This is a genomic window from Chitinophagaceae bacterium C216, from assembly GCA_028485475.2.
GTDB lineage: Bacteria > Bacteroidota > Bacteroidia > Chitinophagales > Chitinophagaceae > Niabella > Niabella composti.
The window spans coordinates 1,673,128-1,689,777 of record CP144143.1; the positions used below are offsets into that span (position 1 = coordinate 1,673,128).

At 40.9% G+C, this 16,650-nt stretch carries 12 protein-coding genes; 8 read left to right on the top strand and 4 right to left on the bottom strand.

Annotated features, from left to right (window positions below; translation table 11 throughout):
- Positions 1–43 precede the first annotated feature (43 nt).
- The gene (locus PIECOFPK_RS06990; protein WP_330974405.1) at positions 44–1,498 is read left to right on the top strand and encodes a bifunctional 2-methylcitrate dehydratase/aconitate hydratase; all 1,455 of its coding nucleotides are present in this window, start codon (positions 44–46) and stop codon (positions 1,496–1,498) included.
- 98 nt (positions 1,499–1,596) lie between these two features.
- On the top strand, positions 1,597–5,079 hold the full coding sequence (locus PIECOFPK_RS06995) for a hypothetical protein (RefSeq protein WP_409966813.1): 3,483 nt from the start codon (positions 1,597–1,599) through the stop codon (positions 5,077–5,079).
- Between the two features lie 71 nt (positions 5,080–5,150).
- On the opposite strand, the gene sucC is transcribed toward PIECOFPK_RS06995, so the two are convergent.
- On the bottom strand, positions 5,151–6,362 hold the full coding sequence (gene sucC / locus PIECOFPK_RS07000; RefSeq protein WP_330974403.1) for an ADP-forming succinate--CoA ligase subunit beta: 1,212 nt from the start codon (positions 6,360–6,362) through the stop codon (positions 5,151–5,153).
- A 279-nt stretch (positions 6,363–6,641) separates the two neighbouring features.
- Between sucC and PIECOFPK_RS07005 the strand changes: the two genes are divergently transcribed.
- Positions 6,642–7,466: a purine-nucleoside phosphorylase gene (locus PIECOFPK_RS07005; protein ID WP_409965445.1), complete on the top strand. Its 825-nt coding sequence runs from the start codon at positions 6,642–6,644 to the stop codon at positions 7,464–7,466.
- A gap of 9 nt (positions 7,467–7,475) precedes the next feature.
- Positions 7,476–9,530 (top strand): putative porin, encoded by a 2,055-nt coding sequence (locus PIECOFPK_RS07010; protein WP_409965446.1) that lies wholly within the window; start codon positions 7,476–7,478, stop codon positions 9,528–9,530.
- 89 nt (positions 9,531–9,619) lie between these two features.
- Here the strand turns inward: PIECOFPK_RS07010 and PIECOFPK_RS07015 are convergent, their stop codons facing one another.
- A complete protein-coding gene (locus tag PIECOFPK_RS07015) occupies positions 9,620–10,612 on the bottom strand; it encodes a hypothetical protein (RefSeq protein ID WP_330974400.1) in 993 nt (330 codons plus the stop codon).
- Positions 10,613–10,792: 180 nt separating this feature from the next.
- Here PIECOFPK_RS07015 and holA point away from each other — a divergent pair, with 180 nt between their 5' ends.
- Positions 10,793–11,788, top strand: a complete 996-nt coding sequence (gene holA, locus PIECOFPK_RS07020; RefSeq protein ID WP_330974399.1) for a DNA polymerase III subunit delta — start codon at positions 10,793–10,795, stop codon at positions 11,786–11,788.
- A 2-nt stretch (positions 11,789–11,790) separates the two neighbouring features.
- On the opposite strand, the gene PIECOFPK_RS07025 is transcribed toward holA, so the two are convergent.
- Positions 11,791–12,882, bottom strand: a complete 1,092-nt coding sequence (locus tag PIECOFPK_RS07025) for an anhydro-N-acetylmuramic acid kinase (protein ID WP_409965447.1) — start codon at positions 12,880–12,882, stop codon at positions 11,791–11,793.
- 199 nt (positions 12,883–13,081) lie between these two features.
- Between PIECOFPK_RS07025 and upp the strand changes: the two genes are divergently transcribed.
- The 3 genes from upp to PIECOFPK_RS07040 all read left to right on the top strand — a co-directional run bounded on the left by upp (position 13,082) and on the right by PIECOFPK_RS07040 (position 16,042).
- A complete protein-coding gene (gene upp / locus PIECOFPK_RS07030) occupies positions 13,082–13,732 on the top strand; it encodes a uracil phosphoribosyltransferase (RefSeq protein WP_330974397.1) in 651 nt (216 codons plus the stop codon).
- A 186-nt stretch (positions 13,733–13,918) separates the two neighbouring features.
- Entirely contained in the window at positions 13,919–15,259 is a 1,341-nt protein-coding gene (gene gdhA / locus PIECOFPK_RS07035) for an NADP-specific glutamate dehydrogenase (protein WP_330974396.1), read from the top strand.
- An 87-nt stretch (positions 15,260–15,346) separates the two neighbouring features.
- Complete coding sequence (locus tag PIECOFPK_RS07040; protein ID WP_409965448.1) at positions 15,347–16,042, top strand: SAM-dependent methyltransferase; 696 nt, start codon at positions 15,347–15,349, stop codon at positions 16,040–16,042.
- Here the strand turns inward: PIECOFPK_RS07040 and PIECOFPK_RS07045 are convergent.
- On the bottom strand, positions 16,031–16,477 hold the full coding sequence (locus PIECOFPK_RS07045; protein ID WP_409965449.1) for a hypothetical protein: 447 nt from the start codon (positions 16,475–16,477) through the stop codon (positions 16,031–16,033). The two genes, PIECOFPK_RS07040 and PIECOFPK_RS07045, sit on opposite strands and share 12 nt — an antisense overlap.
- Positions 16,478–16,650 lie beyond the last annotated feature (173 nt).

Sequence of the window (16,650 nt, forward strand, 5' to 3'; positions counted from 1 at the left end):
TTGATACATTATTATACCAAACTTTTAAAGCGAAAGATTACACATGTCATCTCAGATTTACAATGAAAGACCACAGCCTGATAAAGTGCTGGTGGATATAGCCGATTATGTTCTCAATTATGAAATAAAAAGTGAGCTGGCGCTGCAAACGGCTCATTATTGCTTATTAGATACCTTGGGTTGTGGATTTGAAGCTTTGACTTACCCTGCTTGTACCAAGTTGCTTGGTCCTGTGGTGCCCGGAACAATTGTTCCTAATGGAGCCCGGGTTCCTGGTACGAATTATATTTTAGATCCTGTTCAAGCTGCATTTAATATAGGGGCTATGATTCGTTGGCTGGATTTTAATGATACCTGGCTGGCGGCAGAGTGGGGGCACCCTTCGGATAATTTAGGTGGTATATTGGCCACTGCAGATTGGCTTTCACGAACCAATATTGCCGAAGGTAAATCACCTCTTACGATGCTGCAGGTATTGCACGCCATGATAATGGCGCATGAAATCCAGGGGGTGCTTGCATTGGAAAATTCATTTAATAAGGTAGGATTGGATCATGTGATTCTGGTAAAAGTGGCCTCTACTGCGGTGGTTGGAAAATTATTAGGATTGAACAGAGAGGAACTGATTAATGCACTTTCTCATGCATTTCTCGATGGGCATTCATTGAGAACTTATAGGCATGCTCCTAATACCGGAAGCCGCAAATCTTGGGCGGCAGGGGATGCTACTTCGAGAGCGGTACGCCTAGCATTGATTGCTAGGACAGGGGAGATGGGGTATCCATCTGTTTTAACTGCAAAGACATGGGGATTCTATGATGTATTGTTTAGAGGCAATGAGTTTAAATTTCAGCGGGACTATGGAACATACGTAATGGAACATGTATTGTTTAAGATTTCTTATCCCGCAGAATTTCACTCTCAAACCGCAGTGGAAGCGGCCATGAAGCTGCATGATATTTTGAGAGCAAAGGGTAAGACCAGTGACGATATTAAAAAAGTTACTATTCGTACACATGAAGCAGCTATCCGTATCATTGATAAAAAAGGTCCTTTGAATAACCCCGCCGATAGGGACCATTGTATTCAATACATGGTGGCTGTTCCATTAATCTTTGGACGGCTAACAGCAATGGATTATGAAGATGACGTGGCTGCCGATAAAAGGATTGATGCGCTACGCGACAAAATCGTGTGTGTAGAAGATCCGCAGTTTACGTTGGATTATCATGATCCTGAAAAGCGCTCCATTGCAAATGCACTTACGATAGAATTGAATGATGGAGAAATATTGGATGAAGTGGTTGTAGAATATCCTATCGGGCATAAGCGAAGAAGACAAGAGGGTATTCCTAAATTGTTAGAGAAGTATAAAATCAATCTGGCTCGTATCTTCGATAAAGTGCAACAAGACCAAATATTAGAGGCTAGCTTGGATTATGACAAATTGGTAAATATGAGCGTGAATGAATATGTAGATTTGATGGTAAAACCATAGAAAAACAAGCAAGAATTACCAATCGGGTTTTCAGCATCTACGATATGCATGTAAAACCCGATTTTTGCTATTACTAAAAATCTGTTTGTGCATTGCGTATGTTTCGCATCATATTCTTGTTGGTGATGGGCATATTGGTTGGGTTGAATATGCAAGCACAACATCCTGCTCCTAATCTTCGTAGTAATTATAGAGAAAAGTTGGTTCCAGTGATTCCGGGCCAGCCTTATCAGCTTGATACGCTCAGTATTATCCCCTCTTCATTTTCTATAGACGGTGTTGATACTTCATACTATTTACTGGATTATGTGAATGCTGTTTTATATTGGAAGAAATCGCCGTCCGATTCTGCGGTGAAAGTAATGTATCGGGTATTCCCCGTATCATTAAATATAAAAACTCAGGGAAGAAATTTTGATAGTATTGTCTATTACGCTGCAGCGCCTATTCCCCCGCCTGTTTCGGAAAGGGTAGGGGGTGGTGGTTTGTTTAACTTCGGAACTATCAATGCGCAAGGAAGTTTCGGTCGGCAAATAGGTTTTGGATCTCATCAAGATGTGGTGTTGAATTCAGAATTGAACGTTCAGTTGAGTGGTATGCTAGCAGATAGCATCGAGTTGCAGGCTGCTATTACAGATAATAATATAGCCATACAACCAGAGGGGAATACGCAGCAATTGAATGAGTTTGATGAAGTGTATATACGCTTCAAAAAACGAAACTGGCAGTTGAATATTGGGGATATGGACCTGAGAGAGGAAAAAAGTTATTTTCTGAACTTTTATAAAAGATTGCAAGGGATTTCCTTTCAGACTATCAATAACATCTCGCGCAACACTCTTGCGCATACGCTTGTAAGTGCCTCTATTGCTAAAGGTAAGTTTACGCGTAATGTATTTCAAGGACTGGAAGGTAATCAAGGTCCTTACCGCCTTTCGGGGGCTAATGGCGAATTGTTTTTTATCGTACTGGCCAATACGGAGCGTGTGTTTATTGATGGCGAATTGCTGAAACGAGGAGAGGACCTGGATTATGTAATCAATTATAATACCGCTGAAATTACCTTTACGCCCCGACGTATGATTACAAAGGATTCGCGTATTCAGATAGAATTCGAGTACGCAGATCGCAATTTTTTAAATACCAATCTGTATGCCATGCAGCAGGTGAATTTTGGGGAAAAATTGCGGCTAAGTATTGGCTACTTTAATAATACAGATGCGAAAAACTCTTCTATTAATCAGGTGCTCGATGCCCAGCAAAAGCAGTTTCTGTTTAATATAGGAGATAGTGTGCATAAAGCTTATTATCCATCTGCGGTGCACGATACGCTTGGACCGGGAAAAATTTTGTATGAGTTGGTGCAGGATACAGTGGGAGGAGAGGTAAGGAGTTATTATCGTTATTCCACGGATCCCGGTAAAACACTGTACAGCCTTTCATTTACAGAAGTGGGATTAGGTAAAGGGGATTATATTCCCGATAATGGCAATGCTAATGGAAAAGTATTTACATATGTGGTTCCGGTGAATGGCGTGAAGCAAGGAAGCTACGAGCCGGTAATATTATTAATAGCACCGCGTAAGCAGGAGGTGCTTACCCTCGGTGCAGATTACAATATTTCTACCAACACACTGCTTCGGGCCGAGGTAGCGGCTAGCAATTACAACATCAATACTTTTTCTACCTTACATAAAGGAGATGATAAAGGATATGCTGCAAAAGTAGGATTGACGAATCGACATCAGCTCCGGGAGCGGGATATGTTACATCTGGAAACAGCGATCGATTATGAGTATGTGCAACAAAGGTTTCAGCCTTTGGAACGTTTGCGGAATGTGGAGTTTACCAGAGATTGGGGTTTATCTTTGACCGAAAGTCGAGCTACAGAAAGTATCATCAAAGCTTCGGCCGCTTTGCGCAATGAAAAAGGGAATGCAGTAGAGTATAAGTTTACTAATTATAAACGCAGCGATGATTACAATGGCTTTCAGAATGCCATTACGCAGTATACCCAATGGAAGAACTGGAGCTTCAATAATCAGTTAGTATTGACGAATTATAACACTACGGTGGATAAGGGGTATTTTTTACGGCCTATAATTGATGTTAGCAAAACATTGCCTTGGCTGGATAATTGGAGAATCGGTGCTCGATATACACTGGAAGAAAATCTAAGCCGTAATAAGACAACAGATACTTTAAATCTGACTGCTTTTTCATTCGATACATATACCGCATATTTAAGATCGAAGGACGGGGCAAGAAACAGATACGCAATTAATTTTTATACAAGAAGCGATAAATACCCGCTGGGCAAGGAGTTAGTTCGAGGAGATAGAAGTTATAACCTGAACTTGCAAGCTGAAATATTGTCCAGTGCTAAACGGCAGTTATACATCAATACTACTTTTAGAAAACTGAAAGTGTATAACCAAACGATAAGTCCGCAGCAAGAAGACAATACTATTCTTGCTCGTATGGAGTATCAGATGAACGAATGGAAGGGCGCTCTCACCGGAAATGTTTTATATGAAGTAGGTTCGGGACAGGAGCAAAAAAGAGAATATGCCTATCTCGAAGTGCCGGCGGGAACGGGCCAGTATACTTGGATAGATTACAATGAAGATGGCATTCAGCAATTGAACGAATTTGAATTGGCAGCATTCCCGGATCAGGCGAAGTTTATCAGGATATATATACCCACTAATGAGTATATCAAGGCTAATTATACTACACTCAATTATACACTATATTTTACTCCTAAGCAGTTCTGGCAGGGTAACGAACTTTCCTCTTTTCAGAAATTTATATCGCGATTTATTTTGAATAGTTCATTGCAGGCAGCAAAAAAGAATATGGCTACAGGATTGTTTGAGTTTAATCCCTTTGAGTATAGCTTAAGCGATAGTAATCTTATTACCCTAAATACTGTTTTTACCAACACTTTATCCTTTAATCGACAAAGTAGTAAGTGGGGGGCTGATCTGAGCAATTTGCGTAGTCACAATAAAGCTTTTCTGACTTATGGGTATGAAACCCGCTTAAATAATGAATGGGGGCTGCGTGTACGCTATTTTATTTCTAGTTCATTTACCTTGAATTTGAATACTGCTACAGGAAAAAGTGGGCTGTATACGGCAGATGCTTCTTTTCAGAACAGGAACTATGAGATTGAAAGAAATAGTGGCGAAATGCTTCTGTCGTATGTGCGAAGCACCTCTTTCCGTCTTACCGGAGGATATAAATATGAGGTGAGAAACAATGCTCAGCAATACGGCGGAGAACAGTCGGTGTCTAACGCGATAACGCTTGAAACGAAATATAATCTCTTACAAAGTGCTTCTTTGATAGGAAAGTTTACATACAACGGCCTTAATTATTCTTCTGCTGATGTGCAAAGCACAGTGGGATACACAATGTTGGACGGATTATTGCCGGGCAAAAATCTGTTATGGAATGTGATGCTTACGAAAAGGCTTTTAAGTAATCTGGAGTTGAATTTTCAATACGACGGACGCAAATCAGGGAGCGCACGAACTGTACATACAGGAAGGGCTACCTTAACAGCGATCTTCTAAAAATGATGGAAATAAAAATCCCGGTTGCTCCTTACAACCGGGACTATATGCGAGTCTGTATTATGCTAAGTTTATGCTACGGCTTTCTTCACTAGTTCGGCTGCTTCGCTTAACAATATTGCAGACTGTACTTTAAGACCACTTTCGTCAATCAGCTTTTTAGCCTCTTCGGCATTAGTACCTTGCAATCTTACGATGATAGGAATATCGATATTGCCTAGGTTTTTGTAAGCCTCAATAACACCAGCTGCAACGCGGTCGCAGCGTACAATACCTCCGAAAATGTTAATCAGAATGGCTTTCACTGCAGGATCTTTCATGATGATTTTAAAGCCTGCTTCTACGGTTTGAGCGTTTGCTGTACCACCTACATCTAGGAAGTTTGCAGGTTCACCTCCGCTCAATTTAATCATGTCCATCGTAGCCATTGCGAGTCCGGCACCATTTACCATACAACCCACATTGCCATCTAGCTTCACAAAGTTTAGATTGTATTTGCCAGCCTCAACTTCGGTAGGATCTTCTTCAGTAATGTCTCTAAGTTCAGCAAGGTCTGCATGACGAATCAGGGCGTTGTCGTCCAGATTCATTTTACAGTCTACTGCAATGATTTTATCATCAGCAGCTTTAAAAAGCGGATTAATTTCCAACATGCTGCAGTCCAGACCCACGTAAGCGTTGTATAAATTAGTTACAAATTTTACGCAGTTTTTGAAAGCCTCGCCTTTCAATCCTAGGTTGAAAGCAATTTTTCGTGCTTGGAAGGGCTGAAGGCCTCCTGAAGGATGCACCCACTCTTTAAAGATTTTTTCCGGAGTTTCATGTGCTACATCTTCGATATTCATTCCTCCCTCGGTGCTGTACATAATCACGTTTTTACCTTTCGAGCGGTCTAATAATATAGAAAGATAAAACTCCTGTCTTTCGCTGGGGCCATCGTAATACATATCTTGTGCTACGAAGATTTTATTTACCACTTTTCCGGCAGGACCCGTTTGCACTGTAACCAGGGTGTTGCCCAGAATGCCTTTGGCAAAAGTTTGTATATCTTCAAGAGATTTAGCAACTTTTACTCCGTTCAAACCGGTTTCTTTAATAGTACCCTTACCACGTCCACCAGCATGGATTTGCGCCTTTACAACGGCAAACTTGCTTCCGGTTTCTGCTTGAATTTTACTGTAGGCCTCTTCTGCTTCCTCTACAGAGCTACATGCATAGCCGTTCTGAACAGGTACATTGTATTTCTTTAAGAGCTCTTTCGCCTGGTATTCATGAAGATTCATAGTCAAAAACTTTTGCCACGAAGATAAGTGAAAATGATATTTAAGAAATGATAAATATGGCCTACACAAGATAAGGGTGTAATTATAGCTTAATTACAACCTATTTTATGTATAGTATAAACAGAAATTTTTGAACTATCGCCTCCTGCAGGAGCTGCCAAAACATAGGGAAGGCTTTTGAGTATAATTTTCTAGGTCTGATTAATCTGTTAACGTTAGTGCAATCTTACCGAGGCATGTCAGCTTTCGCTATATTTGCTCACTTAAACAATCGTTCTTATGGCGGAAGCTATTGTAGAAAAAGTAAATGAAACGGCGGCTTTTTTAAAAACTCAATACGCCGAAATACCCGAAGTTGCTATTATTCTGGGAAGCGGGCTGGGAAATTTTGTACATAATATTAATGTGGAAAAAGAAGTCCCTTACAATGAAATACCCAATTTCCCTATATCTACCGTAAAAGGACATTCGGGTAAGCTGATTTTTGGAGAATTATCCGGTAAGAAGATTGTTGCTATGAGCGGCCGTTTTCACTATTATGAAGGCTATACGCCGCAGGAGGTGGTATTCCCGGTACGTGTATTGAAAATGTTGGGAGTAAAAACCCTACTACTGAGTAATGCGGCCGGAGGTGTAAATCCCGCTTTTGCAGTAGGCGATATTATGCTCATTAAAGATCATATCAGTTTTGCCATAGTGAATCCACTGCTGGGCAAAAACATTGATGAGTGGGGGACACGTTTTCCTGATATGAGCGAACCTTATAAAAAACATCTTATAGAGAAAGCAAAAGTTATTGGAAAAGAGGCAGGTATTAAGTTGCATGAAGGGGTTTATTTTGGAGTAACTGGCCCTACGTTCGAAACTCGTGCCGAGTATAAATTGATACAGATAGTGGGGGCTGATGCGGTGGGTATGAGTACGGTTCAAGAGTGCATAGTAGCAAATCATATGGGTATGGAGGTTTTTGCGGTGAGTGTTATCACCGATCTGGGGATTAGGGAGGAAGAAAACGTTATCACGCACGAAGAGGTTCTGGAGGCTGCTAATGCGGCGGAGCCTAAGCTGGCCCATCTGTTTACCGAATTAATCAAAGTAATTTAAAAATTGTCGATGAAGGGGCTGTTTGCATTTTTATTTCTTCTTATATCCGTTGCTGCATTAGCTCAGGATCCGGTAAGAGGTTTGAGTGACAGATTTCGAGGCCTGCGTAATGTGGGAACCGGTAGCGATACCCTTGCCCGCAGAAATAAATGGGAGGATTCTATTACCATCAGTTATCGTTATCTGGATACTTTAAAAAGTTATAAGCTAGATTCATCTATTCGCGATTATTCGGTGAAGTACCCCATTCCTGCAGATTATTATTATTTGGGCAATACCGGTAGTGCCGCTCAACCTTTTTTATTTGCTCCTTCGATGAAAGCCGGATGGGACGCGGGGTTTCATGCTTTTGATGTTTATAAATATACGGTAGAAAAAGCCCGCTTTTTTACATCCACTCGCCCTTACTCGGAAATTAGTTATTTGTTGGGGACCCGTAGTGAACAAACTATTGAACTGATGCATGCGCAAAATATCAGACCCCAATGGAGCGCGCATTTTCAATACAGAATGATTAATTCGCCCGGCGTTTTCAAAAACATGAAAACTAGCCATAATAATTATTTATTGACCAACTGGATTCAATCTAAAAATAAACGTTACAATAATTATTTCATTGTAGCGGCAAATAAGTTGAAAGCAGGGGAGAGTGGTGGTATCGATACATCGCAGAACTATATAGATGATCCTGATTATTCGGATAGGTATGCCATACCTACCAAAATCGGAAACGCTTCTTACAGTACCAACTTTTTCAGTACGAATATTGAAACCGGTAATATTTATGAAGATTTCAACGCTGTTATGCGGCAGCAGTTTGATTTAGGGCGTAAAGATTCATTGGTTACAGATAGTACTGTTATCCCTTTATTCTTTCCTCGGGTACGTCTGGAGCACACTATCCGATACAGCACCTACAAGTATATGTTCCGTGATGTGAACGCAACGGCCTCCGCCAGCATTCGTCAGTTTTATCGCGATTATTATAATATTGAGGAGGTGCAATCGCCCTTCAGAAGGCAGGATTTTTGGAAAGAATTATACAACGACTTTTCTATCTACACATTCCCTGATGCAGAAAATACCCAGCAATTCATCAAAGTGGGAGCAGCTGTGCAGAATCTGAAAGGGGTATTTAGAGACGGAGTTACCCAAACCAATGATGATATTCATTACACAGATGATGTCACTACAAGCGGGTATAATATCATAGGGCACGGGGAATATCGTAATCGTACCAAAAACCAGAAGTGGAATATATTGGCTCACGGAAAATTTTATTTCGTAGGAATGAATGCCGGGGATTATGAAGCGGGAGCCAGCATTCAAAGCATACTGGGGCGTAAAATTGGTTCTCTGAAATTAGGATTTGAGAATGTCAATCGCACGCCATCGTATATTACCAACTCCAATAGCTCGTTTTTCTTAATGCCACAGGCGGTGGATTTAAATAAAGAGAATACTACACATTTGTATGCTGATATTTATCAGCCAGTGTTGAGATTGGGATTGAGTGGGCATTACTATCTGATTAATAATTATGTTTATTACACCAATTATTACACTGTTCAACAGGCTCCTTTGTTTAATTTGTTTCAGCTGGTAGTAAACAAAGCGTTTGTTACCGGTAAAAAAGAACAATGGAAATGGTTGGCCGATGTATATTTTCAGCAAGTGATTGGAAATGGTCCTGTGAATGTTCCCTCAATATTCACTAGAAATCGTTTCATGTATGAGGGTAATTTAGGATTCAATAACCTGAAAATTGCTATGGGCTTTGATACCCGCTACAGAACAGGGTATAAGGCCAACAGGTATTCTCCTATTTTAGGACAATTTTTCTATCAGGATGAAACTACGCTCAATTATAATCTTCCTGATATTGCTGCGTTTGTCCATTTTCGTATAAACTCCTTCCGAGCTTTTGTAAGAGCGGAAAATCTTAACACTTTCAGGTCTTTGAATGGGCAGTATGGTTTTACGAACAACAACTTTGCAGCACCTGAATATCCTTATCCCGGGTTGTTGATACGTTTAGGCATCTCTTGGGGATTTGTAAATTAGTGAATGTTTGTTGGTTCAAGGACAATAAAAAAACCGCCTATCCATGAGGCGGTTTAAAGAGCTCTTGTTACTTGTTAATTGTGTTGTAATTAACCAAATAATCCTTTTCTCAAACTTCTAATTCCTTCTCCAATCTTAAACCCATTGTGATATACTTCGATTTTGTAATCACCAGGTTTAAATCCTTCATCACTTTTAATGGGGAAAGAAACACCTTTACGGGTTCCGGTTTCATATTCCACAGGAACTTTAGCTGTAAAGTTTCTATCTCCATCCTGACGGGTGGTCATAGCTCCCGATCCCAATTCAGGATTTTGAATAATCTTGCCTGAAGGATCTGTAACAATTACATACAAATCGGCAGGGCCTGATGTAGTAATGCGGTTTTCAATGTTGAATGAAATTTTCAGCTTATCCACCCTTCTAGCAAAAGAAGTTTCTTTTTCCTTGCCGTTTTTCTTTTCGTGAACGGGAGTAATAGACATTCCCGATGCCGATAAAGTGCTGGCTATATCCACAGCATTAGCCAACTCTTCATTCTCGGATGTACGAATGGCAAGGTTCTGAGTTAAAACTTCTTTTTCATTGGTGAGATGAGCTGTTCTTGCACGCAACTCCTGATTTTCGCCTTTCAGTCTGGTGACTTCAGCTTCGAGCCGACCTATCTGACCATTCAGCTCACCAATTAACTGACGGGCTTTTTTGAGATCAGCAGCCGTTGCGTTTTTATCAGTTAAGATTTTACTGATTTCGGCTTTTTTCTGATCAATTTCTTTTTGTAAAGCCGTTTTTTCTCCCTGGAGGTTATTATTGGCGCCGGTGATAGAGTCTAGACGCATTTCAGCCAGGATAAACATCTGTTTTAGAGAGTCGATTTCAGACATCGCTGTTTCTGACTGCAATGCATCGGGCGTTCCCGAGTTTGAACCAGAACGCGAACTCTTATCCCACAGCATATAGCCCCAGGTTCCCAACAATGCCGCAATAAGTAAACCAATAATTAAATTCCTGCCTCCTCCGGCACTGCTTGGTGTATTCGAATCTGTTGGATTAGAGGCAGAAGGGTAATTCGTGTTTGCCATAAAAACAATTGTTTTAAAAAATAAAATGCTACAATGATGTGTAGCAGGTTTTAATAAAAATTTGTCGTACCTAAAAAATCACTTACACAGAAAATCATAAACTATGCCAAACCAAAATAAAGCCTCCAAACTGTAATTTTTTTGGTCATATTTTAAGATTTTTGAAATTATATTGCAAATATGACGGTAGATAAAGTAATATCAGATTGGAAGAAAAAGATATATAAACCTGTATATTGGATAGAAGGTGACGAGGAGTTTTATGTAGATATGCTCGTAAATTACGCTGAGCAACATATACTTTCTGAAAGTGAAGCCTCTTTTAATCTTACCATTTTTTACGGAAAAGATGCCCAGTGGGCCGATATTGTTAATACCTGCAGAAAATATCCGATGTTTTCGGACAGGCAGGTTGTGATAGTGAAAGAAGCGCATCAGCTGAAAGATGCTGATATGTTAGCCCCCTATATTGAGTCTCCTTTAGATTCTACTATATTGATTATAGCTTGTAAGGATAAGAAACTGGACGGTCGTTCCAAGTTTGCCAAGCTTGTAAAGGACAATACGGTATATATTCTTACTAAAAAAATTTATGATAGTGCACTACCCGAGTGGGTGAATACTTACGTAAAAGGTCTGGGATACACTATTTCGCCAAAAGCCAACGCGCTGATTGTCGACCATATCGGTAATGATTTGAGCAGAATTAAAAATGAAATTGATAAAATTCTTATCAACCTCGGCGATCGTAAATCGATTACGGAAGAAGATGTGGAGAACTATGTAGGAATCAGCAAAGAGTATAATGTATTTGAATTGCAGGCAGCCATTGCTTCAAAAGATCTAGGAAAAGCCATAAGCATCATTCAATATTTTGGAGCGAACCCCAAAATGGGGCCTATACAAATGGTGCTGCCATCCCTTTATTCCTTCTTCAGTAAAGTGTATATGGTTTTTGGTGTAGGGGGAGGAGAGGATGCGGTGGCCAAGCAGATTGGCGTTTCCCCCTATTTTGTAAAAAATTATACACAAGCTGCCCGCCTGTACGGTGCTCGAAATATAGAAAAGATATTGCTCTTACTGCATCAGTACAATCTGAAAAGTGTAGGTGTTAATACTGCACCTACAGAAGATGCAGAGTTGATGAAAGAAATGGTAGTAAAGGTAATGGCTTAACGTTAAGCCTCCTGTCCCATCCACAAGGCCCCGCCTACACTATCACGATCGGCTCCTGTAACGGAACTCAGTACATTGTACTCTTCGCGCCAGCGCAGTACACCTATCAGCGCCATAATGAGGGCTTCTTTGTACTTTACCAATTGGGGATCTCCCACTACCACCTGAATGTTGAGTTCGTTCAAGTGAAAGGTTAGCCTTTCTATCAGATATGTGTTAAAAGCGCCACCACCTGTAATAAGTATTGGTTGTTCGGAGTGAAATTCCGCAGCATGCGGTTGTAATGCCTGTTTTATTTGGATAGCTATATGTTCGGTATAGGTGTGCAAGGCATCCGAGGAGCTGAGAGCATATTTTTTAATGAGGGGGTATACAATGTCTGTACCGAATTCGTTTGCCAACGATTTTGGATGCGGTTGTTGATAATATTCCAGTGCATTCAATTCTTCCAGTAATGCAGAATGAAGTTGCCCTTGTCGGGCTAGATGGCCTCCTTCATCAAATTCCACACCCGATTCTTGAGCTAACATGTTGAGTACCCGATTCGCAGGGCATACATCAAATGCGATGTAGGGATCTTTATTAATGGATACATTCGCGATACCGCCGATATTGAGTAAATAAGGATAATTGCTAAAAAAAAGTCTTTCCCCAATGGGAACAATAGGGGCGCCCTGACCTCCGCAGGCCACATCCATTGCCCGTAAATCAGATACTACAGGTAGTTTGGTAACGGCAGCTATAGCCGCTCCGTCGCCAAGCTGAGCGGTCATCTTTTGTGCCGGAAGATGAAAAGTTGTGTGCCCATGCGATGCTACTACTGCTACTTTAAACTGTAAGTGATGGCGGGCAATAAAATCATTAACACATGCTCCAAGGTAATGCCCATAGGCGGTATGCAAAAGCTGATAGTCAAGAGCTGATAGAGATGTAGCATTTTTCAGCTTATCTACCCATTCCTGCGGGTAGGGCATACATTCGGCATGCTGAATGTCATAGCTCCATTTTCCGCCATTTTCCAATATTTCAGCAAAAACAATATCTAGTCCATCCAGAGAACTGCCGCTCATTAAACCAATTGCACGATAAATCATGTATATATGTGAGGTTTAAAATATTAAAAAAATTAAACAACTTGTTTGTTCAAAATAGTACACATTGCGCCACCCTAAGCCGAAAAGGATATCCAAATACAATTGGATGTATTCAGGAAAAAATATAATGGCGTATGTTTGCCAAAAGTAGTGAAAACTCAAATTCTGAATAAAAACCGCACGTATAAAACCCGAATGTATGATTATAAACTTAAGCCAAAATCATAGCCTGGTGAGTAACTGGGTACGCGAATTGCGTGATGTGGACATCCAACACGATCGCATGCGTTTTCGGCGGAATTTAGAACGCATCGCCGAAGTAATTGCTTATGAAATCAGCAAGGAGCTGCCCTACATGCAGGTAGAAACTCAAACTCCACTGGGCATTTCTAATAGTCTGGTGTTAAAGGAACAACCAGTGTTAGCTACAATATTACGTGCGGGTTTGGCTATGCATCAGGGTTTTCTGAATTACTTTGATAAAGCGGACAATGCCTTCATTTCGGCATACAGAAAGCATCATAAGGACGGAACGTTTGATATTGAAATAGAATACATGAGTACCCCCGATTTAGAAGACAGAATTGTAATTATTTCTGATCCGATGCTAGCAACAGGCGCGTCCCTAGTTAAAACCGTCAGGTTTCTAAAAGAAGAGGGTAAGCCACGTATCATTCATATCGCGGCAGCTATTGCCTGTACAGAGGGGTTGGAATATGTAAGTCGTGAAATCCCTGAAGCGAAAATTTGGTGTGGAGATATTGATGAAGAGCTCACAGCGAAGGGATACATTGTACCCGGTCTCGGGGATGCCGGGGATTTAGCTTACGGCAGTAAAACGCAGTATTAGAACAGTGTTTGAACATTAAAAATAGGAACGAAATGCGGCTCTTATGTAGCCGCTTTTTTTATGCATAATTGGAGATAGAGTCGAGTTATGTAGGTTTTATGCAGATATTGCTACAATGCTGTAAATATTTACGTATTTTTCCAGGCTGAACCTCTATTGATTATTAAGGAACTAAGCAGAAAAAGTATGAACGATCCTATTCAAAATTTTATTGAGATGGTCCGTGCTAAAAACGCGGGCGAGCCAGAATTCCTGCAAGCGGTGAGCGAAGTCGCCGAGTATATTGTCCCTTATGTGGAGGAGCATCCGCGATACAAAAAGGGCAAAATCCTAGAGAGAATAGTGGAGCCGGAAAGGGTAATTATATTTCGTGTACCATGGGTGGATGATCAAGGCGAAATTCAAGTGAATCGCGGATTTAGGGTGCAGATGAACAGTGCCATTGGCCCCTATAAAGGTGGGCTGCGGTTTCATCCTTCGGTAAACCTCAGCGTACTGAAGTTTTTAGCTTTCGAGCAAATATTTAAAAATAGTCTTACAGGTCTTCCCATGGGAGGAGGAAAGGGTGGTTCTGATTTCGATCCTAAAGGTAAATCAGACAATGAAATCATGAGATTTTGCCAGAGTTTTATGACTGAGCTCTATCGCCATGTAGGGGACGATATCGATGTTCCTGCCGGGGATATCGGTGTGGGCAAGCGCGAAATCGGTTATCTCTTTGGTCAGTATAAACGCATTACTGGTACATTTAACGGTGTATTGACCGGAAAATCCTATGAGTGGGGTGGTAGCCTCATTCGTCCCGAAGCTACGGGATACGGGCTGGTATACTTTGTCGAGGAGATGTTGAAGATGCAGGATGATACTTTGCTGGGGAAGAAAATTCTTATTTCCGGCTCCGGCAATGTAGCACAGTTTGCAGCTGAAAAATGCATTCAACATGGTGCCAAAGTGCTGACGATGTCAGATTCTAACGGATTTGTATACGATCCTTCAGGAATCGATCAAGAAAAGCTGGAGTTTATCAAAGATTTGAAAAATAATCGCAGAGGAAGAATTCAAGAATACGCTGCACATTACGGCTGCGAGTATTTTGCTGATGAAAAACCTTGGAAAATTAAATGCGATATTGCCTTGCCAAATGCTACACAAAATGAGCTCGATGGCATCGATGCGGAAGTATTAATCAGCAATGGTTGTTTTTGTGTAGCAGAGGGGGCTAATATGCCTTGTACGCCCGAAGCGGTAGCTACTTTCAAGAAAAAAGGTATCTTGTATGCACCTGGTAAGGCCGCTAATGCAGGCGGGGTGGCTGTATCGGGCTTGGAGATGTCGCAAAACTCTCTTCGTTATTCTTGGAGTAGAACCAAAGTGGACAATAAACTAAAGGAGATTATGAGCGATATTCATGAGCTTTGCGTGAAGTACGGTAAAGATGAACATGGTCATGTGAATTATGAAAAAGGAGCCAATATCGGAGGTTTTGTAAAAGTTGCGGAAGCCATGTTGGCACAAGGTGTAGTATAATTGTATTGATTTTGCGGATAATAGGATGAAGCGGATTGTATCTGCAGCAACATTTCGATTCGCTTCATCTTTTTAAAGAGAAATTTTATGGCAGTTGTTTACCTTATACCTACTTTTTTGCATGAAGGAGCACTTCATGTACTGCCTAGTTATATACTGGATGCGGTAGCCGACTGTCAGGTGTTGTTTGTGGAGAATGAACGTTCCGCCCGCCGCTATTTAAAACAGTTGAAGAAAGAAATAGTGATTGATCAATATGAGTGGTTTACTATAGGAAAAGCGGAGGAGGCTATGCGTGATACCTTCCGTAACAAGCTTAAGGAAGGGAAAAATATCGGTATCATTAGCGAAGCCGGCTGTCCTGGAGTGGCAGATCCGGGTCAGCTGTTGGTGGCCGCAGCGCAGGAAATGGGAGTAAAGGTGGTGCCTCTTGTGGGACCCAGTTCTATATTGCTGGCACTAATGGCCAGTGGTATGAGTGGTCAGCAATTTAACTTTGTTGGCTATCTTCCGATAGAACAACATCAACGGATAAAAGCCATTAAGGAGCTGGAGGCCGAGTCCAGAAAGAAAAACTGTACACAGATTTTTATCGAAACTCCTTATCGCAACAATCAAATGCTGGAAGCTTTGTTAAAACACTGCCAGCCAACAACCCAGTTGTGTGTTGCGGTAAACATTACCGGCTCTGATGAAAGAATACACACCCGTACCGTTGCAAAATGGAAGCAGCAAGTACCTAATTTGCACAAACAGCCTGCCATATTTCTTCTAAAAGCCTGATGGCTCAGGAGCATCCCGCATGGAAATAATACTGTCTACAATATATCGAGTGTTGCCTCTCCAAGGTATAACACCATTGTATTCCTTGTAGTGTAAATCCACACGTTTTCCCGAATTCATTTTAAGAATATCGAAGATTTTTTTGTCTTTAATAGAAAACTCAAACTCATTGGATTGGACACCACCTCCCATTACTCCGCGTATGCCCTCTTGTATTAACTTACCTTCGTAAGTTTTGAATATTTGGCCTTTTTCAACAGCAAAGTTCAGGTATCCGGATTTTACGCCATCGGAGGTATAGGGATAATAAAACTTCCAGTAAATGTATATGCCTCCACATACAAGCACCAATAAGATGGCAAAGACAAGGTTCTTAAAGCAGCCGCTTCTTTTCTTCGGTTTGGGTGGGGTAACGGTTAATGGTTCTACTGGCATAGCAAAAAATTTTATTGGATAAATTTTAGGATATGAATATGAATATTGTATTATTTTTGCACGTCTAAAATACTATTTGTTTCTAAATGAACCATTGGTTTACTCATACCAAACATTTTGTGTTTCACGCAGGCATTACTACTGGCGTGTATGCGGTTGGTTTTGATGTGTTT

Bases quoted from the DNA above. Each gene is read 5' to 3' on its own strand.
- upp (WP_330974397.1), top strand. From the start codon at position 13,082: ATGATTATAAACTTAAGCCAAAATCATAGCCTGGTGAGTAACTGGGTA.
- PIECOFPK_RS07025 (WP_409965447.1), bottom strand. From the start codon at position 12,882: ATGATTTATCGTGCAATTGGTTTAATGAGCGGCAGTTCTCTGGATGGA.
- gdhA (WP_330974396.1), top strand. From the start codon at position 13,919: ATGAACGATCCTATTCAAAATTTTATTGAGATGGTCCGTGCTAAAAAC.
- PIECOFPK_RS07040 (WP_409965448.1), top strand. From the start codon at position 15,347: ATGGCAGTTGTTTACCTTATACCTACTTTTTTGCATGAAGGAGCACTT.
- PIECOFPK_RS07005 (WP_409965445.1), top strand. From the start codon at position 6,642: ATGGCGGAAGCTATTGTAGAAAAAGTAAATGAAACGGCGGCTTTTTTA.
- PIECOFPK_RS07015 (WP_330974400.1), bottom strand. From the start codon at position 10,612: ATGGCAAACACGAATTACCCTTCTGCCTCTAATCCAACAGATTCGAAT.
- PIECOFPK_RS06990 (WP_330974405.1), top strand. From the start codon at position 44: ATGTCATCTCAGATTTACAATGAAAGACCACAGCCTGATAAAGTGCTG.
- PIECOFPK_RS07045 (WP_409965449.1), bottom strand. From the start codon at position 16,477: ATGCCAGTAGAACCATTAACCGTTACCCCACCCAAACCGAAGAAAAGA.
- PIECOFPK_RS07010 (WP_409965446.1), top strand. From the start codon at position 7,476: ATGAAGGGGCTGTTTGCATTTTTATTTCTTCTTATATCCGTTGCTGCA.
- sucC (WP_330974403.1), bottom strand. From the start codon at position 6,362: ATGAATCTTCATGAATACCAGGCGAAAGAGCTCTTAAAGAAATACAAT.
- holA (WP_330974399.1), top strand. From the start codon at position 10,793: ATGACGGTAGATAAAGTAATATCAGATTGGAAGAAAAAGATATATAAA.
- PIECOFPK_RS06995 (WP_409966813.1), top strand. From the start codon at position 1,597: ATGTTTCGCATCATATTCTTGTTGGTGATGGGCATATTGGTTGGGTTG.